This window comes from Candidatus Pelagibacter sp. PS_37 (assembly GCF_059417825.1).
Genome location: NZ_CM182067.1, coordinates 442,105 through 459,285 on the forward strand (window position 1 = coordinate 442,105; position 17,181 = coordinate 459,285).

The following is a 17,181-nucleotide window of genomic DNA, read 5'->3' on the forward strand; positions in this document are numbered from 1 at the left end:
TAAAAATATTTATTTTTGATAGTATAAATTCATGCACGAAAATTTTTTTCACAATATAAAGGTTTATTATGAAGACACTGATGCAGGTGGAGTTGTTTATTATGCAAACTATTTGAAGTTTCTTGAAAGAGCAAGAACAGAAGCATTGTTTACAATCGGATTTAATAATAAAAAAATTAAAGAAGATTATGGAGCCTTAATTGTTGTTAAATCTTGTAACATTGAGTACAAAAAACCCTCTTATCTTGAAGACGAGTTAAAAATTAGATCCTTTGTTAAATCTATTACAAAAACTTCTTTTTTTATGTCACAATTTATTTCTAGAGATGACGAATTAATTGTTGAGGCAAAAGTACATTTAGTTTTTGTAGATAAAAATGGAAAACCTATAAAAGTTCCAGAGGACATTTTTAAAGTTTTTAAACCTTATTTTTGCGATAGTATAAAAATTAAATAATTTTCTTAGCCTCCTTTAACAAGCTTACCATTTTTTGTGTATTAATCATTTTTCTATTAACATTTCTTGGACTAGGGTGATAACTAGGAATTAGAATTTTATTATCAGGTAATAAATATTTTACACCGTGAATGAAGATTAATTTTTTATCAAAATGATAATTTTTTTTATAAAATTCTATACAATTATCAAATGAAACTTTACCTAATGCTATAATAACTTTTAAATTTTTTAATAAGGTCAATTCATTTTTAAAAAATGTTGAACAGTTGGATAATTCATTTTTTAAAGGTTTATCTTCTGGAGGGACACATTTAAGAATATTTGTAATATAGGTTTTATTTAATTTTAAACCATCATCAATATGCGTAGAAGTTGATATATTTGATATGTTAGCTTTAAATAAACAGTTAAAAAGAAAATCTCCAGATTTATCTCCAGTGAACGCTCTGCCTGTTCTAGTACCCCCGTGAGCTGCAGGCGCCAGACCTACTATTAATAGTTTAGCGTTAATATCACCAAATCCTGTAACTGGTTTAGCCCAATAAGTTTCCTTTATATTTTGTTTTCTTTTTTCTATAGAAATTTTTTTACTAAACGCAATTAACCTAGGACAACTTTTACATTTAACTATTGAATTATTTAATTTTTTGAATTTTATATCCATATATGAAACTTATAAAATTTTTTTTATTAATACTTTTATCTTTTAATATTTCAGTAAAAGCAAATTCAAATGATGAAATACAAAGTTTGTTAAAAGAAGGTAAAAAATTAATATTTATAAGACATGCAATTGCACCAGGTGGAGGTGATCCATTAGATTTTGATATATTAAAATGTGAAACCCAACGAAATTTAAGCATAGAGGGTATTGAACAATCTAAAAATATTGGGAAGTTTTTTTCACAAAATAATATTAAGATCGATAAGGTGTTATCTAGTGAGTGGTGTAGATGTAAACATACAGCTCAACATGCTTTTGATAAATATGAAACAAAAAGTTTTTTAAATTCATTTTTTAGTGCAAAATTTGCAAGTAATAAAAATAAACAAATTTATGATTTAAAAAAATATATTAATGAATGGAACGGTGATAACAATTTGGTATTAGTTACACATTATGTAACAATTCAAGAAGTACTAAATATTTCACCTTCTTCTGGAGAGATAATCATTTCAGACAAAAATTTTAATGTTCTTGCTCGACAAAATTTTTAAAAAATATAAACTAATAAAATGTCATCTAAAAAAGCCATGAAGTTAGCTCAAAAACAGGCTTATGCTAAACATAGAAGTAATATAACTAATACTAGGTTTGGTTCAAAAAAAATAAATTTTACAAGTAAAGTAAATAAGAAAAGTAAAAAATCTTAACTTTCTTTTTCGAAAACTTCCACTTTATCACATGTTGAAATTTTTGAGATACCTTGCTCTCCATTTATGACTGTTTTGATTTTTATTAATGGTTTTTTTTCAAAGACTAGTTGGGTATAAAATTGTGGGTAACCAATTTTGTCTGTTAGTATTAAGTTCTCATCTTCATAGATAAATCTTTCAATTAAATTTTCTTGTTTAACACTAAGATCAGTAGATTTATATTTTTTAAAAGTTTTACTTTCATAAATATAATTTCTCTTCATTAAAGACTTTTCTAAATCTAAAATATATTCATTTTTAATAAAACCATCTTTTAAATTCTTACAGCCTGTTAAATACATAATTTCAGATAAAGCAAATGTCTGGAAGCTTACTAATAAGATTGAAAAGATACCAAAAAAAATTATTTTTTTACTTTTTTTTCATGTTTGTCAGCGTAAAAAAGTGCAATTAATAAAATTGCTGTCCAAATTATCCCTATAAAAGCTTTGGGTCCAGTTTCTGCACTCCATATATTTAAAACCAATGCTCCAAAGATTAATCCCGCAACATAAATTAATATAGCTAAAGTAGATTTACTCATTATTCAAATTCTTTTTATAAAGTGAAATTCCATTTTCAATCTTATGATCATAAGATTCTTTAAAACTCTCTAATTGCCAGCCACTCAGACGTGTCTGAATAATCGTTAAGTTTGATTTTTTCCATTCTTCTGTAGTTTCTTGCATTTTCCACATTTTTTTTTCCTCATTATTTCTTGCACATCCATAACAATATCCTGTTTGAGGATCTGTTTTACATATGCTTATACATGGAGAAATAATCATTTTTTTTAAATTATTAGTAAATATAATTGATTATTAATATATTTCATTATTATTGTCATTGGACAAATAGAAACTATCCTATATAAAGCCACAAGAATTGTGGGCGAATGGCGGAATTGGTAGACGCGCTGGTCTTAGGAACCAGTATCGCAAGATGTGAAGGTTCGAGTCCTTTTTCGCCTACCAACAAGTTTAAAAAATTATGAAAGTTACAGTAGAAAATAAAAAAGGTTTAAACAAAGACATTAAAGTTTTCATAGATAAAGAAACTATGAATTCTTATATGGATGAAAAATATGAAGAAATTAAAAAGACTGTTAACTTAAAAGGTTTTAGACCTGGGAAGGTGCCTAAAGAAGTTTTAAAAAGACAATTTGGCCAAGCAATTTTTAGTGAAGTTCTAGATAAAGTTCTAAAAGACACATCAGTTAAAGCTTTAGAAGATAATAAAATTAAGCCAGCCGGACAACCAAAGCTTGATCTTAAAACCTATGGTGAAGATAAGGATTTAGAATATGTAATGTCGATAACAGAACTTCCAAAAGTAGAGTTAAAGTCTGTTGAAAATATTAAATTTGATGAATATTCAGTTAAAATTGACACAAATGAAACAGATAAAAGAATTAAAGAAATTGCCAAAAGTCAGAACAATTTTAAAGAAGTTGCAGCAGATGTTAGAGCAGTAGAGGAAAATTTAGTTATTTTTGACTACAAAGCAACGATTGATGGAAAAGATTTTACTGGTGGTGAAGGAAAAAATACACAATTAATTCTAGGTAAGGACTTATTTATTAAAGGCTTTGATAAGCAGCTTATCGGCGTTAAGAAAAATGATGAAAAATCTGTTGACGTTACTCTGCCTGAAAATTATCCACAAAAAGAATACGCAAATAAGAAAGCTAATTTTATTTGTAAAATTACAGAAGTAAAAAAATCAGAGGAAGTAAAAATAGATGATGTTTTTGCTAAAAACTTAGGTGCAAAAGATCTTGCTGATTTAAAAGTATTAGTTAGCAAACAAATTAATGATGAATATAAAAATTCTCTAGATAAATTGGCAAAAACTCAAATCTTAAAAGAAATTGAAAATTTTAAAGTGGATGAAATTCCAGAAAACTTAATTGAAGAAGAAGTTAAGATTTTATCTCAAGGTATGACTGAAGAAGATTCTAAAAAAAGTAGAAAAAATTTCGAGGAAATCGCAAAAAAAAGAATTAAAGTTGGATTGATCTTAAATGAATTCGGTGAACAAAATAAAATCAAAGTAACCGAACAAGAAGTTCAAGCTGAAGTTCAAAAACAACTTAGAATGATGCCTGGCCAAGAAAAGATGGTTATGGAATTTTATCAAAAAAATCCATCAGCATTAGCTAGCTTAAGAGGAACCGTGTATGAGGAAAAAATTATCGATCTAATTAAAACTAAAGCAAAACCATCTAAAAAAGAAATTAGCAAAGAAGAAGCAGAAAAAATTTTAAAGGAACATCAAAAACAAGATCATAATCATGAACATGACCACAATCATGACCACGATCATACTGAGGAAAAAAAAGCTTCAAAATCTGCTAAAACTGAAAAAAAACCAAAGCCTTCAGCATCAAAAAAACCTACTACAAAAAAAGTTAGTAAAAAGTAATCACAAGTTGTATAAGTAAGAGAATCAACTTATGACAACAAACTTATCAGATCAAATGAATACTCTTGTACCTATGGTTGTTGAACAATCAAATAAAGGTGAGAGAGCTTATGATATTTATTCAAGACTTCTCAAAGAGAGAATTATTTTTTTGGTAGGACCAATAAACGATAACGTAGCATCTTTAGTTACAGCTCAACTTTTGTTTTTAGAGTCTGAGGATCCAAAAAAAGAAATTAATTTATATATTAATAGTCCTGGAGGACTAGTGACAGCAGGTCTTGGAATTTATGATACTATGCAATACATTAAACCAGATGTTTCAACACTATGCATTGGTCAAGCTGCATCAATGGGTTCATTTTTATTAGCTGCAGGTAAAAAGGGTAAAAGATTTTCTTTGCCAAATTCTAGAATTATGGTTCACCAACCTTCTGCTGGTTTTCAAGGGCAAGCTACAGATATTGAAATTCATGCTAACGAAGTTTTAGCCTTGAAAAAAAGACTTAATGAGATTTATTCAAAACATACTGGAAAATCTGTTGATGATGTGAAGAAAGCACTAGAACGTGATAACTTTATGACTCCAGATACTGCAAAAGAGTTTGGTTTGATAGACGAAGTAGTTGAAAATAGATCTTAATACACAACATCTTGACACCCCATTAAACTGATACTTGATTAGTATGAGTCTTCTATATTAAAGTAACTTTACTGATTCGTTTATAAATTATATGACAACAAATAATAAAAATATTCTTTACTGTTCTTTTTGTGGAAAGAGCCAACATGAAGTTAGAAAACTTATTGCAGGTCCAACTGTATTTATATGTGATGAATGCGTTGAACTATGCATGGATATCATCAAAGAAGAAAGTAAAGACACATTTGTTAAACATCAAGATGGGTTACCACCGCCTAAAGAAATTTGTGCTGTATTAGATGATTATGTTATTGGGCAGCCTCACGCAAAAAAAGTTTTATCAGTTGCTGTTCATAATCATTATAAGAGACTTAATTACGAGACTAAAACTAGCAAAACAGTTGAACTTTCAAAATCAAATATTCTTTTAGTTGGTCCAACTGGTTGTGGAAAAACTTTATTAGCTCAAACTCTAGCAAGAATCCTTGACGTTCCTTTCACAATGGCAGATGCAACCACTTTAACAGAAGCAGGTTATGTTGGTGAAGATGTTGAAAATATAATTTTAAAATTATTACAAGCTGCTGATTATAACGTTGAAAAAGCACAACGTGGAATTGTATACATCGACGAAGTTGATAAGATTAGCAGAAAATCAGAAAACCCCTCTATTACTAGAGACGTGTCTGGAGAAGGTGTGCAACAAGCTCTATTAAAAATTATGGAAGGGACAGTGGCTAGCGTTCCACCTCAAGGAGGCAGAAAGCATCCACAACAAGAATTTTTACAAGTAGACACGACAAATATTTTGTTTATTTGTGGTGGAGCATTCGCTGGCTTAGATAAAATAATATCTCAAAGAGATAAGGGTACATCAATAGGATTTGGTGCAAATGTAAAAAAAACAGATGATAAAAAAACAGGTGAGTGGATGAAAACTTTAGAACCTGAAGATCTGTTAAAATATGGCTTAATCCCAGAATTTATTGGAAGACTTCCAATGATAGCTACATTAGAAGATCTTGATGAAAAATCTCTAGTTAAAATACTACAAGAGCCAAAAAACTCACTAATCAAACAATACCAAGAATTATTTAAATTAGATGGAGCTAAGTTAAGTTTTAAAGAAAATGCGATCAAAGAGATTGCACAAAAAGCAATTAATAAGAAAACTGGGGCTAGAGGCCTTAGATCAATCTTAGAAAATATTTTATTAAAAACAATGTACGATCTTCCAAGTCAAGACAATGTGGAGGAAGTTATTGTAGACGCTAGTGCGGCCAAAGGACTATCTCAACCAATCATAGTTCATTCAAAAAATAGTAGCAAAACAAAGACTGACAAAACTTCTGCTGCCTAATTTCACGTTAATAAGTAATAAATAGCTATTGCAATATCATATTTAATATCCATATTTAGATGATGGATGTAAAAATTGAACGACCTTTATTACCGTTAAGAGATATTGTTGTATTTCCAAATATGGTAGTTCCATTATTTGTTGGTAGAGATAAATCTATTGCCGCTTTAAATGAAGTTATGAAAAAGGACAAAAAAATTGTTCTAGTTACCCAAAAAAATTCAGAAATAGATGACCCTAAAAAAACTGATGTTTTCATGTATGGTTGTGAAGGTAATATTCTTCAGTTATTAAAATTACCAGACGGTACAGTAAAAGTTTTAGTTGAAGGAAGTAAAAGAGTAAAAATTTTAGATTTTAAAGATAATGAGAAATTTATTATTTGTGAATATGCTCATCACCATGATGTAGTAACTAAAGATGAAGACTTAATACCACTAGCAATGACTGCTGTAAGAAGATTAGAAAAACTAACTTCAATTAATAAAAAAGTATCAAGTGAAACGATTAATAATATTAAAAAGTTAACTAATGCATCACACATTGCTGATAATATCGCATCTCACCTAACAGCTACAATTTCAGAGAAGCAACAAATATTTGAAACTATAGATGTTAAGAAAAGACTTAATTCTATAATTAAAATAATGGAGAATGAAACCAGTATTATTGGAGTTGAAAAAAGAATTAGAGGAAGAGTTAAAACTCAAATGGAGAAAACTCAAAGAGAATATTATTTAAATGAACAACTTAAAGCTATTCAAAAGGAATTGGGTGAAATCGAAGATGGAAAAGATGAAACTTCAAGTTTGAATAAATTAATTATTAAAGCAAAAATGCCAAAAGATGTTGAGAAGAAATGTATGGCTGAGCTTAAAAAATTAAAAAATATGAGCCCAATGTCTGCAGAGGCTACTGTTATCAGAAATTATCTTGATTGGATGACAGATCTACCTTGGTATAAAAAAAGCCAAGTTGATATTGATCTTAAGAAAGCACTTGCAGTTCTTGATGCAGATCATTTTGGTTTAGAAAAAGTTAAAGAAAGAATTATTGAATTTTTAGCAGTCCAAAAAAGAATGGAAAAGATTAAGGGTCCAATTTTATGTTTAGTTGGTCCTCCAGGTGTTGGTAAAACATCATTAGGAAAATCAATTGCAAAAGCTACTAACAGGGAATTTGTAAGAGTTTCTGTTGGTGGTATGAGAGATGAAGCGGAAATAAGAGGACACAGAAGAACTTATATAGGCTCTTTACCTGGTAAAATTATTCAAATGATGAAAAAAGCAGGTACAAAAAATCCACTTATTCTTCTTGATGAAATAGATAAAATTGGAAATGATTATAGAGGAGATCCATCTTCTGCTTTGTTAGAAGCATTAGATCCAGAACAAAACACAACATTTAATGATCATTATCTAGAAGTTGATTATGATTTATCTGACGTCATGTTTGTTACTACAGCTAACACTTTGAATATTTTACCACCGTTATTAGATAGAATGGAAGTCATTAGATTAGCTGGTTATACAGAAGATGAAAAAATTAATATTGCAAATAAGTATCTACTACCCAAACAAGTTAAAGATAATGGAGTTAAAGAAAATGAAATGACTTTATCTGAGGATATAATTAAAGAAATTATCCAAAGCTATACAAAAGAGTCTGGTGTAAGAAACCTAGAAAGAGAAATTTCAAAAGTAGCCAGAAAAGTTGTTAAGAAAGTAGTTTCTGGAGAAGAGAAAGAAGTTAAAATTGATTTAAAAAATTTACCAGACTATTTAGGAATTCAAAAATTTAAATTTGGTGAACTTGAAAGTAAAGATAAAATCGGTGTTGTTACTGGTTTAGCTTGGACTGAATACGGTGGGGAAATTCTTAAAATTGAAACTGTTATAATGCCAGGAAAAGGCAGAATGCAAATTACAGGAAAATTAGGTGAGGTTATGCAAGAGTCTATCAAAGCTGCAAAATCTTTTATTAGATCAAAAAGTTTAGATTATGGAATCATTCCTCCTTTATTTGAAAAAAAGGATTTTCATATTCATGTTCCAGAAGGAGCTACTCCTAAAGATGGACCCTCAGCCGGTATTGGTATGGTCACTTCAATAGTTTCTGCAATCACAAATAACCCCGTCAGAAGAGATGTTGCAATGACAGGCGAGGTAACATTAACAGGTCAAGTATTGCCAATTGGTGGATTAAAAGAAAAACTATTAGCAGCACACAGAGCTGGGATAAAACAAGTTATAATTCCGAAGGAAAATGAAAAAGATCTTGTTGATATGCCTAAGAAAATTATTGATGATATAAAAATTACTCCTGTTGAGCATGCTGACGAAGTATTAAAAATAGCTTTAACAAAAGAATTAAAAAGAGTTGAGTGGGTCGAGGTTGAGAAAATTTCTCAATCTAATGATAAATCTCAAGCCAGTATTCAATAATTACCAATTTACATTATCTATTCCTTGATGTAATAGTAGCGCTTGTTTTGGGCGGTTAGCTCAGTTGGTAGAGCATCTCGTTTACACCGAGGGGGTCAAAGGTTCGAGTCCTTTACTGCCCACCAAAACAACTAAAGTGGGGGTGTAGCTCAGTTGGTTAGAGCGATCGCCTGTCACGCGATAGGTCGAGGGTTCGAGTCCCTTCACTCCCGCCACTTTTTCCCTATTAATTAACATTTATATTATTAAAAATGTGACGTAAGTACCCTTCAACAAGAGGTAAAAACTGCTATATAGACTCAAATGCTTTCAGAATTTTTAAAAGATTACTTACCAATTATTATATTTTTGATTATTGCACTTGGTCTGAGTTGTGCTTTTGTTGTTGTAAACTTAATATTATCACCAAAACATCCAGATCCAGAAAAATTATCTGCGTATGAATGTGGTTTTGAACCCTTTGAAGATTCAAGAATGGAATTTGATGTAAGGTTTTATTTAGTGGCAATTCTATTTATAATCTTTGATTTAGAGATAGCTTTCCTTTTTCCTTGGGCAATATCATTGGGCAATATTGGAGGTCTTGGCTTTACTTCAATGATGATATTTTTATTCATTCTTACGGTTGGATTTATTTATGAATGGAAAAAAGGTGCACTAGACTGGGAATAAAATTTTAGATTATGAACTTAGAAAATAAAAATAAAGAAATTCCTGAAGAATTTAAAAAACTTGCTGAAGACTTTAGTAAAAATGGTTTTATCACAACTTCACTTGATAATTTAATAAACTGGTCAAGAGCTGGTTCATTACACTGGATGACTTTTGGTTTAGCTTGCTGTGCTGTTGAGATGATGCAAACAGCAATGCCAAGATATGATTTAGAAAGATTTGGTGCTGCACCAAGGGGGTCACCAAGACAATCTGATGTTATGATTGTAGCTGGAACTTTAACCAATAAAATGGCACCGGCATTAAGAAAAGTTTATGATCAAATGCCTGAACCGAGATATGTTATTTCGATGGGTAGTTGTGCAAATGGTGGTGGTTATTATCACTACTCTTATTCTGTAGTTCGAGGTTGTGATAAGATAGTACCTGTGGATATTTATGTGCCAGGATGTCCTCCATCAGCTGAAGCATTACTTTATGGAATCTTACAATTACAAAAAAAAATTAGAAACAAAGGATCTTTTGAAAGATAATTTATATGCAAAATTTAATTGATCTTGAAAAAAAAATTAACTCGGAACTTACAACTAAAATTAAAAAAACTGAGATTAGACATGAACAGTTATATGTTAATATTGATAATGAAGATTTGATAGATGTAACGTTATTTATTAAAAGTAACGAGAATACAAAATTTAGACAGTTAATTGATATTACAGTTGTTGATTACCCTGAAAATGCTCAACGTTTTAAAGTTGTATATTTGTTTTTAAGTCATGAATTTAATCAAAGAATTATATTAAGTTACTTAATAAGTGAAAATGAAGTTATTCCATCACTAACACCCATTTATCCTGCAGCAAATTGGATGGAGAGAGAAGTTTTTGATATGTATGGAGTTAAGTTTAAAAACCATCCAGATATGAGAAGAATACTTACTGATTATGGCTTTGAAGGACACCCCTTAAGAAAAGATTTCCCTTTAACTGGTCATACTGAAGTTAGATATAGCGAAGATCAAAAGAAAGTTATTAGTGAACCAGTTAAGTTAGAGCAAAATTATAGAAATTTTGATTACGAAAGCCCTTGGGAAGGAACAAAATATATTAAAGATCAAACTGACCTTGAAAATGACAAAAAAAATTAAAACATTAAATCTAAATTTTGGACCTCAGCACCCCGCAGCTCATGGTGTGTTAAGATTAATTTTAGAATTAGATGGAGAGGTTGTTGAAAAAGCTGATCCACATATTGGTCTTCTACACCGGGGAACAGAAAAGTTAATAGAAAATAAAACGTATATGCAAGCAGTCCCTTATTTTGACAGACTTGATTATGTTGCTCCAATGAATCAGGAACATGCTTTTGCTTTAGCTATAGAAAAAATTTTAAAGATAAATGTTCCAATTAGAGCCCAATTAATCAGAGTAATGTTTTGTGAAATTGGAAGAATATTAAGTCATATATTAAATGTTACAACTCAAGCTCTTGATGTAGGCGCTTTAACTCCATCACTATGGGGTTTTGAAGAACGTGAAACATTAATGACATTTTATGAAAGAGTATCTGGTTCAAGACTACATGCCAATTACTTCAGGGCCGGTGGTGTTCATCAAGATTTACCGATGGGTCTTGAAGAGGATATAGGTAATTTTTGTAAGTCGTTCCCGAAGATAATAGATGATCTAGAAACATTATTGACTGACAACAGAATATTTAAACAGCGAAATGTTGATATAGGAATTGTAACCAAGGAAGATGCGTTAGATTATTCTTTTAGCGGTGTTATGATTAGAGGCTCTGGAGTTCCTTGGGATCTAAGAAAGTCTCAACCTTATGACTGTTATGAACAACTAGAATTTAAAATTCCAGTAGGAAAAAATGGAGACTGTTTTGATAGATATTTATGTAGAATTGAAGAAATGAGAGAAAGTGTTTCAATAATCAAACAATGTTTAAGTAAAATGGAAAAAGGACCAATTAAATCATTAGATGGAAAAATTAGTCCTCCACCTAAAAAAGATATTAAACAATCAATGGAAGCTTTAATTCATCACTTTAAATTATTCACTGAAGGTTATCGTGTTGACAAAGATGAAATTTATACTGCTGTTGAAGCACCAAAGGGTGAATTTGGTGTTTATTTAATATCTGATGGAACCAGCAAACCTTACAAATGTAAAATTAGAGCTCCTGGCTTTTCTCACCTACAAGCAATGGATTATTTGATTAAAGGACATATGCTTGCTGATGTACCTGCTGTTTTAGGTTCGTTAGATATTGTTTTTGGAGAGGTTGATAGATAATGAGTTTAAGAAAACCTGCAAAAGAACAACCAGAAAAATTTGAATTCACAGCAGATAGTCTAGCTGCAGCAAAAGAAATGATTTCCAAATATCCAGAAGGAAAACAACAAAGCGCTGTAATGGCATTACTATATATCGCTCAAAAACAAAATGATAACTGGATACCACTTGCAGCAATGAAATATATCGGAAAGTTTTTAGATATGCCTTATATAAAAGTTTATGAGGTGGCCACTTTTTATACAATGTATAACCTATCACCAGTTGGAAAACACTTTATTCAAGTTTGCACAACTACACCATGCATGATTAGAGGAGCTTATAAACTTGTTGAAGCATGCAAAGAAAAAATTTCAGAAAATGAAAATGAATTATCCACTGATAAATCATGCTCATGGATGGAAGTTGAATGTTTGGGTGCATGCGTTAATGCCCCAATGATGCAAATTAATGATGACTATTATGAAGACCTAGATAAAGAAAAAACTTTAAAAATTTTAGATGAGATACTTGACGGTAAGACGCCAAAGCCAGGATCTTATAGAGGAAGAGTTAATAATGAACCTGAAAATAACAGAAAAACACTTTTGGATTTAAAAAATGCTTAACGATAAAGATAGAATATTTCAAAACCTATATAATGATAAAGGTTCAGATGTTGAGTCTTCAAAAAGTAGAGGCGACTGGGTAGATACTGCTGAAATAATAAAAAAAGGTAGAGAATGGATTATAGAAGAAGTTAAATCATCGGAATTAAGAGGAAGAGGTGGTGCTGGATTTCCTACGGGTCTTAAATGGTCTTTTGCCCCAAAAGAACTTGGTTCTAGACCTCACTATCTAGTTATAAATGGTGATGAATCTGAACCTGGCACATGTAAGGATCGTGATATTTTAAGGTTTGAACCTCACAAATTAATAGAAGGATGTTTGATTGCTGCTTACGCAGTTCAGGCCCATGTTTGCTATATTTATATACGCGGCGAATATTTTATTGATGGACAAAAACTTCAAAAAGCAATCGATGAAGCTTATGAAAAAAAACTTATAGGAAAAAATGCCTCTGGTACTGGCTGGGACTTAGATATTTATATTCATTATGGAGCAGGCGCTTATATATGTGGTGAAGAAACAGCACTTCTAGAAAGCATCGAAGGTAAAAAAGGTCAGCCAAGATTAAAACCTCCTTTTCCAGCTTTAATAGGATTATATGGATGTCCAACAATAATTAATAACGTGGAAACTATAGCTGTTGTTCCGACGATTTTGAGAAAAGGTGGTAAATGGTTTGCGTCATTAGGAAAAGCGAAAAATACAGGAACTAAAATATTTTGTATATCTGGAAATGTTAATAAACCATGTAACGTTGAAGAGGAAATGAGTATATCTCTTAAAGAGTTAATAGAAGTACATGCTGACGGAGTAATTGGTGGATGGGATAATCTACAAGCAGTAATACCAGGTGGATCTTCTATGCCTATTATACCAAAAAAAACATGTGAAACTTTAACAATGGATTTTGATTCACTTGTTGCTGAGAAAAGTGGTTTAGGAACCGCAGGTATTGTCGTTATAAATAATGATCAGGATATTATTAAATGTATGGCAAGAATTGCTAGATTTTATAAACATGAAAGTTGTGGACAGTGCACACCATGTAGAGAAGGTTCTGGATGGATGTGGAGAATGTTAGAAAGAATGGCTAAGGGAGAAGCGTCAAAAGATGAAGTAGAAATGCTTGGTGATGTTACAAATCAAATTGCTGGTCATACTATTTGTGCTTTTGGTGAAGGATCTTCATGGCCTGTCCAGGGTTTGTTAAGACATTTTAGAAAAGAAATTGAGGAACGAAACAATTTTGAACCAACAATAAAAAAAAATAATGAAGTTCCTTATTTAGTCGATCAACATTTATTGGATAAAAAAAATGCCTAAATTAAAAGTTAACAATATTGAAGTTGAAGTTGAAGATGGCTTAACAGTCTTACAAGCTTGTGAAAAAGCTGGAGTTGAAATTCCAAGATTTTGTTATCACGAAAAACTTTCAATTGCTGGAAATTGTAGAATGTGCCTAGTTGAAATGGAAAAATCTCCAAAACCAGTTGCATCATGTGCGATGCCTGCTGCTGAAGGTATGAATATTAAAACGAATACTGAATTTGTTGAAAAAGCAAGAAAAGGTGTGATGGAATTTTTACTTGCAAATCACCCATTAGATTGTCCTGTATGTGATCAAGGTGGCGAATGTGATCTTCAAGATCAATCAATGTTTTATGGGGTAGATAAATCTAGATTTAAAGAAAATAAAAGACAAGTTCCTGAAAAAAATATGGGTCCTTTAATTAAAACTCAAATGACAAGGTGCATCCATTGTACTAGATGTGTTAGGTTTGCAACAGAAATTGCTGGTGTACCAGAAATAGGAGCAATAGGACGTGGTGAAGATATGCAAATAACTACTTACCTTGAGCAATCAATGCAATCAGAATTATCTGCTAATGTTGTTGATTTGTGTCCTGTTGGAGCTTTAACATCTAAACCATATGTTTTTGAAGCAAGACCTTGGGAATTAAAAAAGACCGAATCTATTGATGTTATGGATGCTATTGGCTCTAATATAAGAGTTGATACCTATGGCTGGGAAGTTAAGAGAATTTTACCAAGAATAAACGAAGACATTAACGAGGAATGGATTTCTGATAAAACAAGACATGCTTGCGATGGTTTATCAAATCAAAGACTAGATACACCTTATATTAAGTATAATGGAAAATTTGAAAAAGCATCATGGTCTGAAGTTTTTAATATAATTAAATCTAAGTTTAAAAACACTGATAAAGAAAAAATCTGTGGGTTAACTGGTGATTTAGTCAATATGGAAACACTTTATATATTTAAAGAATTTTTTAATAAAACATTAGGTTCTCAAAATATAGAGTCTAGAGATAATTACAGTTATTTAAATCCAGGAAAGCGAGAAAATTATTTATTCAACTCATCAATTAATGGAATTGAAGAAGCTGATTTTATTTTCCTTTTAGGAACAAACCCTAGATTTGAAGCAACAATTTTAAATGCCCGAATTAGAAAATCCTATCTTCAAAACAAAACTAAAATTATTTCGCTAAATGAAGTAGGTGACCTTACATACCCTTACCAGTCTTTAGATGGAAACACTGAAACTGTTAAAAAAATTATCGAAGGTAAACATGAGGTATCTGATTTAATTAAACAAGCAAAGAAACCTATGATTATAATGGGTCAATCTGCACTAAAAAGTAAATCATCTAAATATATTTTTGAATCAATCAAGCAATTTTTAGATGAAAATAATAAACTTTCCAATGATTGGAATGCTTTAAATATAATTTCTGAAAATGCATCCACGGTAGGTGCGTTTGATCTTGGGGTATACAAAACAACTGATGGTGACAATGAAGTTTTGAAAGACTTGGAAGATCACAAGTTTGAAATTGTTTATCTTCTAGGTCTAGACACTATTAATTTTAAAAAAAAAAATGAGTTTATTATTTATCAAGGCTCTCATGGAGATAAAGGAGCGGAAATAGCAGACATTATTTTGCCAGGGGCTGCTTATACAGAACAAAATGGTTATTTTACAAATTTAGAAGGTAAATTACAAAAAGCCTACAAAGCATCTTATCCACCAGAACTTGCAAAAGATGATTGGGTAATAATAAATGAACTTGCAGAGTCCATGAATCATAGAAAATTATTTAATGATAAAGATGAGCTGGATAGCAGTTTAATTAATCAAATAAATCTACATATTGAAAAAAATAACTCTTTAACTTCATCAAAAGTTAAGGAATTAATTTTTGAAAATGAATTGATTAAAATAGATAATGATTATTATTATTCAAATGTAATTGCTAGAGCTTCAAAAACTATGTCTGAGTGTAGACATTTAAAAGCAGATTTAAAGTCTACAGGAACAGAAGGTTAATTTATGGAATATCTTAATATTATTTTTTTACAAACTTACAAAATATTATTCTTATTAGTTCCTGTTTTAGTTTCTGTGGCTATGATTGTGTGGCTTGACCGACGTATTTGGGCCTTTGTACAAAAAAGGCAAGGACCTAATGTTGTTGGACCTTTTGGTTTGCTTCAATCATTAGCTGATGCATTAAAATATATTTTTAAAGAAGTTATAATTCCTTCAAGTTCAAATAAAGTAATCTTTATACTAGCACCAATTGTAACTATGACTTTGGCCTTAGTTTCGTGGGCTGTTATTCCATTCAGTGCAACTCAAGTATTGGCTGATATTAATGTAGGTGTCCTTTATCTATTCGCTGTTTCTTCTTTGGGTGTTTATGGAATTATTATGGGTGGTTGGGCTTCAAATTCAAAATATCCTTTTTTAGGCGCTATTAGATCTGCTGCACAAATGGTTTCCTACGAAGTATCAATTGGAGTTATTATTATAAATGTTTTGCTTTGTGTTGGTTCTTTAAATTTGAACGATATAATTATGGCTCAAGAAAATTTATGGTTTATAATTCCATTATTTCCAATGTTTGTGATTTTCTTTATTTCTGCATTAGCGGAGACAAACAGACCGCCATTTGATTTGCCTGAAGCAGAAGCAGAACTTGTTGCGGGTTATCAAACTGAATATTCAGGCATGATGTATGCAATGTTTTGGCTTGGAGAATATGCAAATATTCTTTTGATGTGCGCTATGGGGTCAATACTTTTTTTAGGCGGGTGGCTATCGCCCATTGATCTTTATCCATTTAACTTAATTCCAGGCGCAATTTGGATGATTTTTAAAATATTATTCTTATTTGTTTTGTTTGCCTTGGTTAAAGCTATTGTTCCAAGATATAGATACGATCAATTAATGAGACTAGGATGGAAGATATTTTTACCATTATCATTAACATGGGTAGTTCTAACAGCTAGCTATTTGTTTTACTTCAACTTATTACCGGTTAATTAATTATGAAAATTTCAAGAATATTTAAAACAATTTTTTTATTAGATTTTTTAGGCGGCTTAAATATTGCTATCAAAGAAATATTTAAATCTAAAAAAACAATAAATTACCCTTTTGAAAAAGGAAAAATAAGCCCAAGATTTAGAGGTGAGCATGCTTTAAGAAGATATCCTAACGGTGAAGAAAGATGTATTGCATGTAAGTTATGTGAAGCTGTGTGTCCAGCTCAAGCAATCACAATTGAATCCTCTGAAAGAGCTGATGGTAGCAGAAAAACTACTAGATATGATATTGATATGATGAAATGTATTTATTGTGGTCTTTGTGAAGAGTCTTGTCCAGTTGATGCTATTGTACAGGGGCCTAATTTTGAATTTTCAACTGAAACAAGAGAAGAGCTTTATTATAATAAAGAAAAATTACTCGATAATGGAGATAGATGGGAAAATGTTTTAGCAGCCAATATTAAAGCTGATAACTCTCACAGATAATT

20 protein-coding genes and 3 tRNA genes are annotated in these 17,181 nt (G+C 30.7%); 19 read left to right on the forward strand and 4 right to left on the reverse strand.

Going from position 1 to position 17,181, the window contains the following annotated elements; all coding sequences use genetic code 11:
* Window positions 1–31: 31 nt before the first annotated feature.
* Window positions 32–457, forward strand: coding sequence for a YbgC/FadM family acyl-CoA thioesterase (locus tag AC5SL9_RS02365; protein ID WP_018414049.1), 426 nt, complete (start codon window positions 32–34; stop codon window positions 455–457).
* Here AC5SL9_RS02365 and AC5SL9_RS02370 read toward each other — a convergent pair.
* The gene (locus tag AC5SL9_RS02370) at window positions 450–1,124 is read right to left on the reverse strand and encodes a uracil-DNA glycosylase (RefSeq protein WP_494574286.1); all 675 of its coding nucleotides are present in this window, start codon (window positions 1,122–1,124) and stop codon (window positions 450–452) included. The genes AC5SL9_RS02365 and AC5SL9_RS02370 overlap by 8 nt on opposite strands.
* Before the next feature lie 2 nt (window positions 1,125–1,126).
* Between AC5SL9_RS02370 and AC5SL9_RS02375 the strand changes: the two genes are divergently transcribed.
* Together AC5SL9_RS02375 and AC5SL9_RS02380 are read left to right on the forward strand one after the other, a co-directional pair.
* Window positions 1,127–1,678 carry a histidine phosphatase family protein gene (locus AC5SL9_RS02375; RefSeq protein ID WP_020169336.1) on the forward strand — a complete coding sequence of 184 codons (552 nt, stop codon included), beginning with the start codon at window positions 1,127–1,129 and terminating at the stop codon, window positions 1,676–1,678.
* Window positions 1,679–1,696: 18 nt separating this feature from the next.
* Window positions 1,697–1,834 carry a hypothetical protein gene (locus AC5SL9_RS02380; protein WP_020169337.1) on the forward strand — a complete coding sequence of 46 codons (138 nt, stop codon included), beginning with the start codon at window positions 1,697–1,699 and terminating at the stop codon, window positions 1,832–1,834.
* On the opposite strand, the gene AC5SL9_RS02385 is transcribed toward AC5SL9_RS02380, so the two are convergent.
* The 3 genes from AC5SL9_RS02385 to AC5SL9_RS02395 form a co-directional block, all read right to left on the reverse strand.
* Window positions 1,831–2,178: a hypothetical protein gene (locus tag AC5SL9_RS02385; RefSeq protein WP_494574287.1), complete on the reverse strand. Its 348-nt coding sequence runs from the start codon at window positions 2,176–2,178 to the stop codon at window positions 1,831–1,833. The two genes, AC5SL9_RS02380 and AC5SL9_RS02385, sit on opposite strands and share 4 nt — an antisense overlap.
* Window positions 2,179–2,240: 62 nt before the next feature.
* Complete coding sequence (locus AC5SL9_RS02390) at window positions 2,241–2,420, reverse strand: hypothetical protein (protein ID WP_494574288.1); 180 nt, start codon at window positions 2,418–2,420, stop codon at window positions 2,241–2,243.
* Window positions 2,413–2,664: a DUF1289 domain-containing protein gene (locus tag AC5SL9_RS02395; protein WP_011282009.1), complete on the reverse strand. Its 252-nt coding sequence runs from the start codon at window positions 2,662–2,664 to the stop codon at window positions 2,413–2,415. Before AC5SL9_RS02395 ends, AC5SL9_RS02390 begins: the two co-directional genes overlap by 8 nt.
* A gap of 101 nt (window positions 2,665–2,765) precedes the next feature.
* Here AC5SL9_RS02395 and AC5SL9_RS02400 point away from each other — a divergent pair.
* The 16 genes from AC5SL9_RS02400 (at window position 2,766) to nuoI (ending at window position 17,179) form a co-directional block, all read left to right on the forward strand.
* Window positions 2,766–2,850: transfer RNA gene (locus tag AC5SL9_RS02400), tRNA-Leu, on the forward strand.
* 16 nt (window positions 2,851–2,866) lie between these two features.
* Window positions 2,867–4,300: a trigger factor gene (gene tig / locus AC5SL9_RS02405; protein ID WP_494574289.1), complete on the forward strand. Its 1,434-nt coding sequence runs from the start codon at window positions 2,867–2,869 to the stop codon at window positions 4,298–4,300.
* 31 nt (window positions 4,301–4,331) lie between these two features.
* On the forward strand, window positions 4,332–4,943 hold the full coding sequence (clpP, locus tag AC5SL9_RS02410; RefSeq protein ID WP_271480859.1) for an ATP-dependent Clp endopeptidase proteolytic subunit ClpP: 612 nt from the start codon (window positions 4,332–4,334) through the stop codon (window positions 4,941–4,943).
* A 91-nt stretch (window positions 4,944–5,034) separates the two neighbouring features.
* Window positions 5,035–6,303 (forward strand): ATP-dependent Clp protease ATP-binding subunit ClpX, encoded by a 1,269-nt coding sequence (clpX, locus tag AC5SL9_RS02415; RefSeq protein ID WP_006997038.1) that lies wholly within the window; start codon window positions 5,035–5,037, stop codon window positions 6,301–6,303.
* A 59-nt stretch (window positions 6,304–6,362) separates the two neighbouring features.
* Window positions 6,363–8,747 carry an endopeptidase La gene (lon, locus tag AC5SL9_RS02420; RefSeq protein WP_027306582.1) on the forward strand — a complete coding sequence of 795 codons (2,385 nt, stop codon included), beginning with the start codon at window positions 6,363–6,365 and terminating at the stop codon, window positions 8,745–8,747.
* A 49-nt stretch (window positions 8,748–8,796) separates the two neighbouring features.
* A tRNA-Val gene (locus AC5SL9_RS02425) sits at window positions 8,797–8,872 on the forward strand.
* A gap of 13 nt (window positions 8,873–8,885) precedes the next feature.
* Window positions 8,886–8,962, forward strand: a tRNA-Asp gene (locus tag AC5SL9_RS02430).
* Window positions 8,963–9,050: 88 nt separating this feature from the next.
* Window positions 9,051–9,419 carry an NADH-quinone oxidoreductase subunit A gene (locus AC5SL9_RS02435; RefSeq protein WP_006997036.1) on the forward strand — a complete coding sequence of 123 codons (369 nt, stop codon included), beginning with the start codon at window positions 9,051–9,053 and terminating at the stop codon, window positions 9,417–9,419.
* A gap of 11 nt (window positions 9,420–9,430) precedes the next feature.
* Window positions 9,431–9,952 (forward strand): NuoB/complex I 20 kDa subunit family protein, encoded by a 522-nt coding sequence (locus AC5SL9_RS02440; RefSeq protein ID WP_006997035.1) that lies wholly within the window; start codon window positions 9,431–9,433, stop codon window positions 9,950–9,952.
* A 5-nt stretch (window positions 9,953–9,957) separates the two neighbouring features.
* Window positions 9,958–10,566 carry an NADH-quinone oxidoreductase subunit C gene (locus AC5SL9_RS02445; protein ID WP_494574290.1) on the forward strand — a complete coding sequence of 203 codons (609 nt, stop codon included), beginning with the start codon at window positions 9,958–9,960 and terminating at the stop codon, window positions 10,564–10,566.
* On the forward strand, window positions 10,550–11,725 hold the full coding sequence (locus AC5SL9_RS02450; RefSeq protein WP_494574291.1) for an NADH-quinone oxidoreductase subunit D: 1,176 nt from the start codon (window positions 10,550–10,552) through the stop codon (window positions 11,723–11,725). The genes AC5SL9_RS02445 and AC5SL9_RS02450 overlap by 17 nt, the downstream gene beginning before the upstream one ends.
* Window positions 11,725–12,333 (forward strand): NADH-quinone oxidoreductase subunit NuoE, encoded by a 609-nt coding sequence (gene nuoE / locus AC5SL9_RS02455; protein WP_011282014.1) that lies wholly within the window; start codon window positions 11,725–11,727, stop codon window positions 12,331–12,333. Before AC5SL9_RS02450 ends, nuoE begins: the two co-directional genes overlap by 1 nt.
* Complete coding sequence (gene nuoF / locus AC5SL9_RS02460; RefSeq protein ID WP_494574292.1) at window positions 12,326–13,657, forward strand: NADH-quinone oxidoreductase subunit NuoF; 1,332 nt, start codon at window positions 12,326–12,328, stop codon at window positions 13,655–13,657. Before nuoE ends, nuoF begins: the two co-directional genes overlap by 8 nt.
* Window positions 13,650–15,689, forward strand: coding sequence for an NADH-quinone oxidoreductase subunit NuoG (nuoG, locus tag AC5SL9_RS02465; protein ID WP_494574293.1), 2,040 nt, complete (start codon window positions 13,650–13,652; stop codon window positions 15,687–15,689). Before nuoF ends, nuoG begins: the two co-directional genes overlap by 8 nt.
* Before the next feature lie 3 nt (window positions 15,690–15,692).
* Window positions 15,693–16,691: an NADH-quinone oxidoreductase subunit NuoH gene (gene nuoH, locus AC5SL9_RS02470; protein ID WP_006997029.1), complete on the forward strand. Its 999-nt coding sequence runs from the start codon at window positions 15,693–15,695 to the stop codon at window positions 16,689–16,691.
* Between the two features lie 2 nt (window positions 16,692–16,693).
* Window positions 16,694–17,179 carry an NADH-quinone oxidoreductase subunit NuoI gene (gene nuoI, locus AC5SL9_RS02475; protein ID WP_006997028.1) on the forward strand — a complete coding sequence of 162 codons (486 nt, stop codon included), beginning with the start codon at window positions 16,694–16,696 and terminating at the stop codon, window positions 17,177–17,179.
* The last annotated feature ends 2 nt before the right edge of the window (window positions 17,180–17,181 follow it).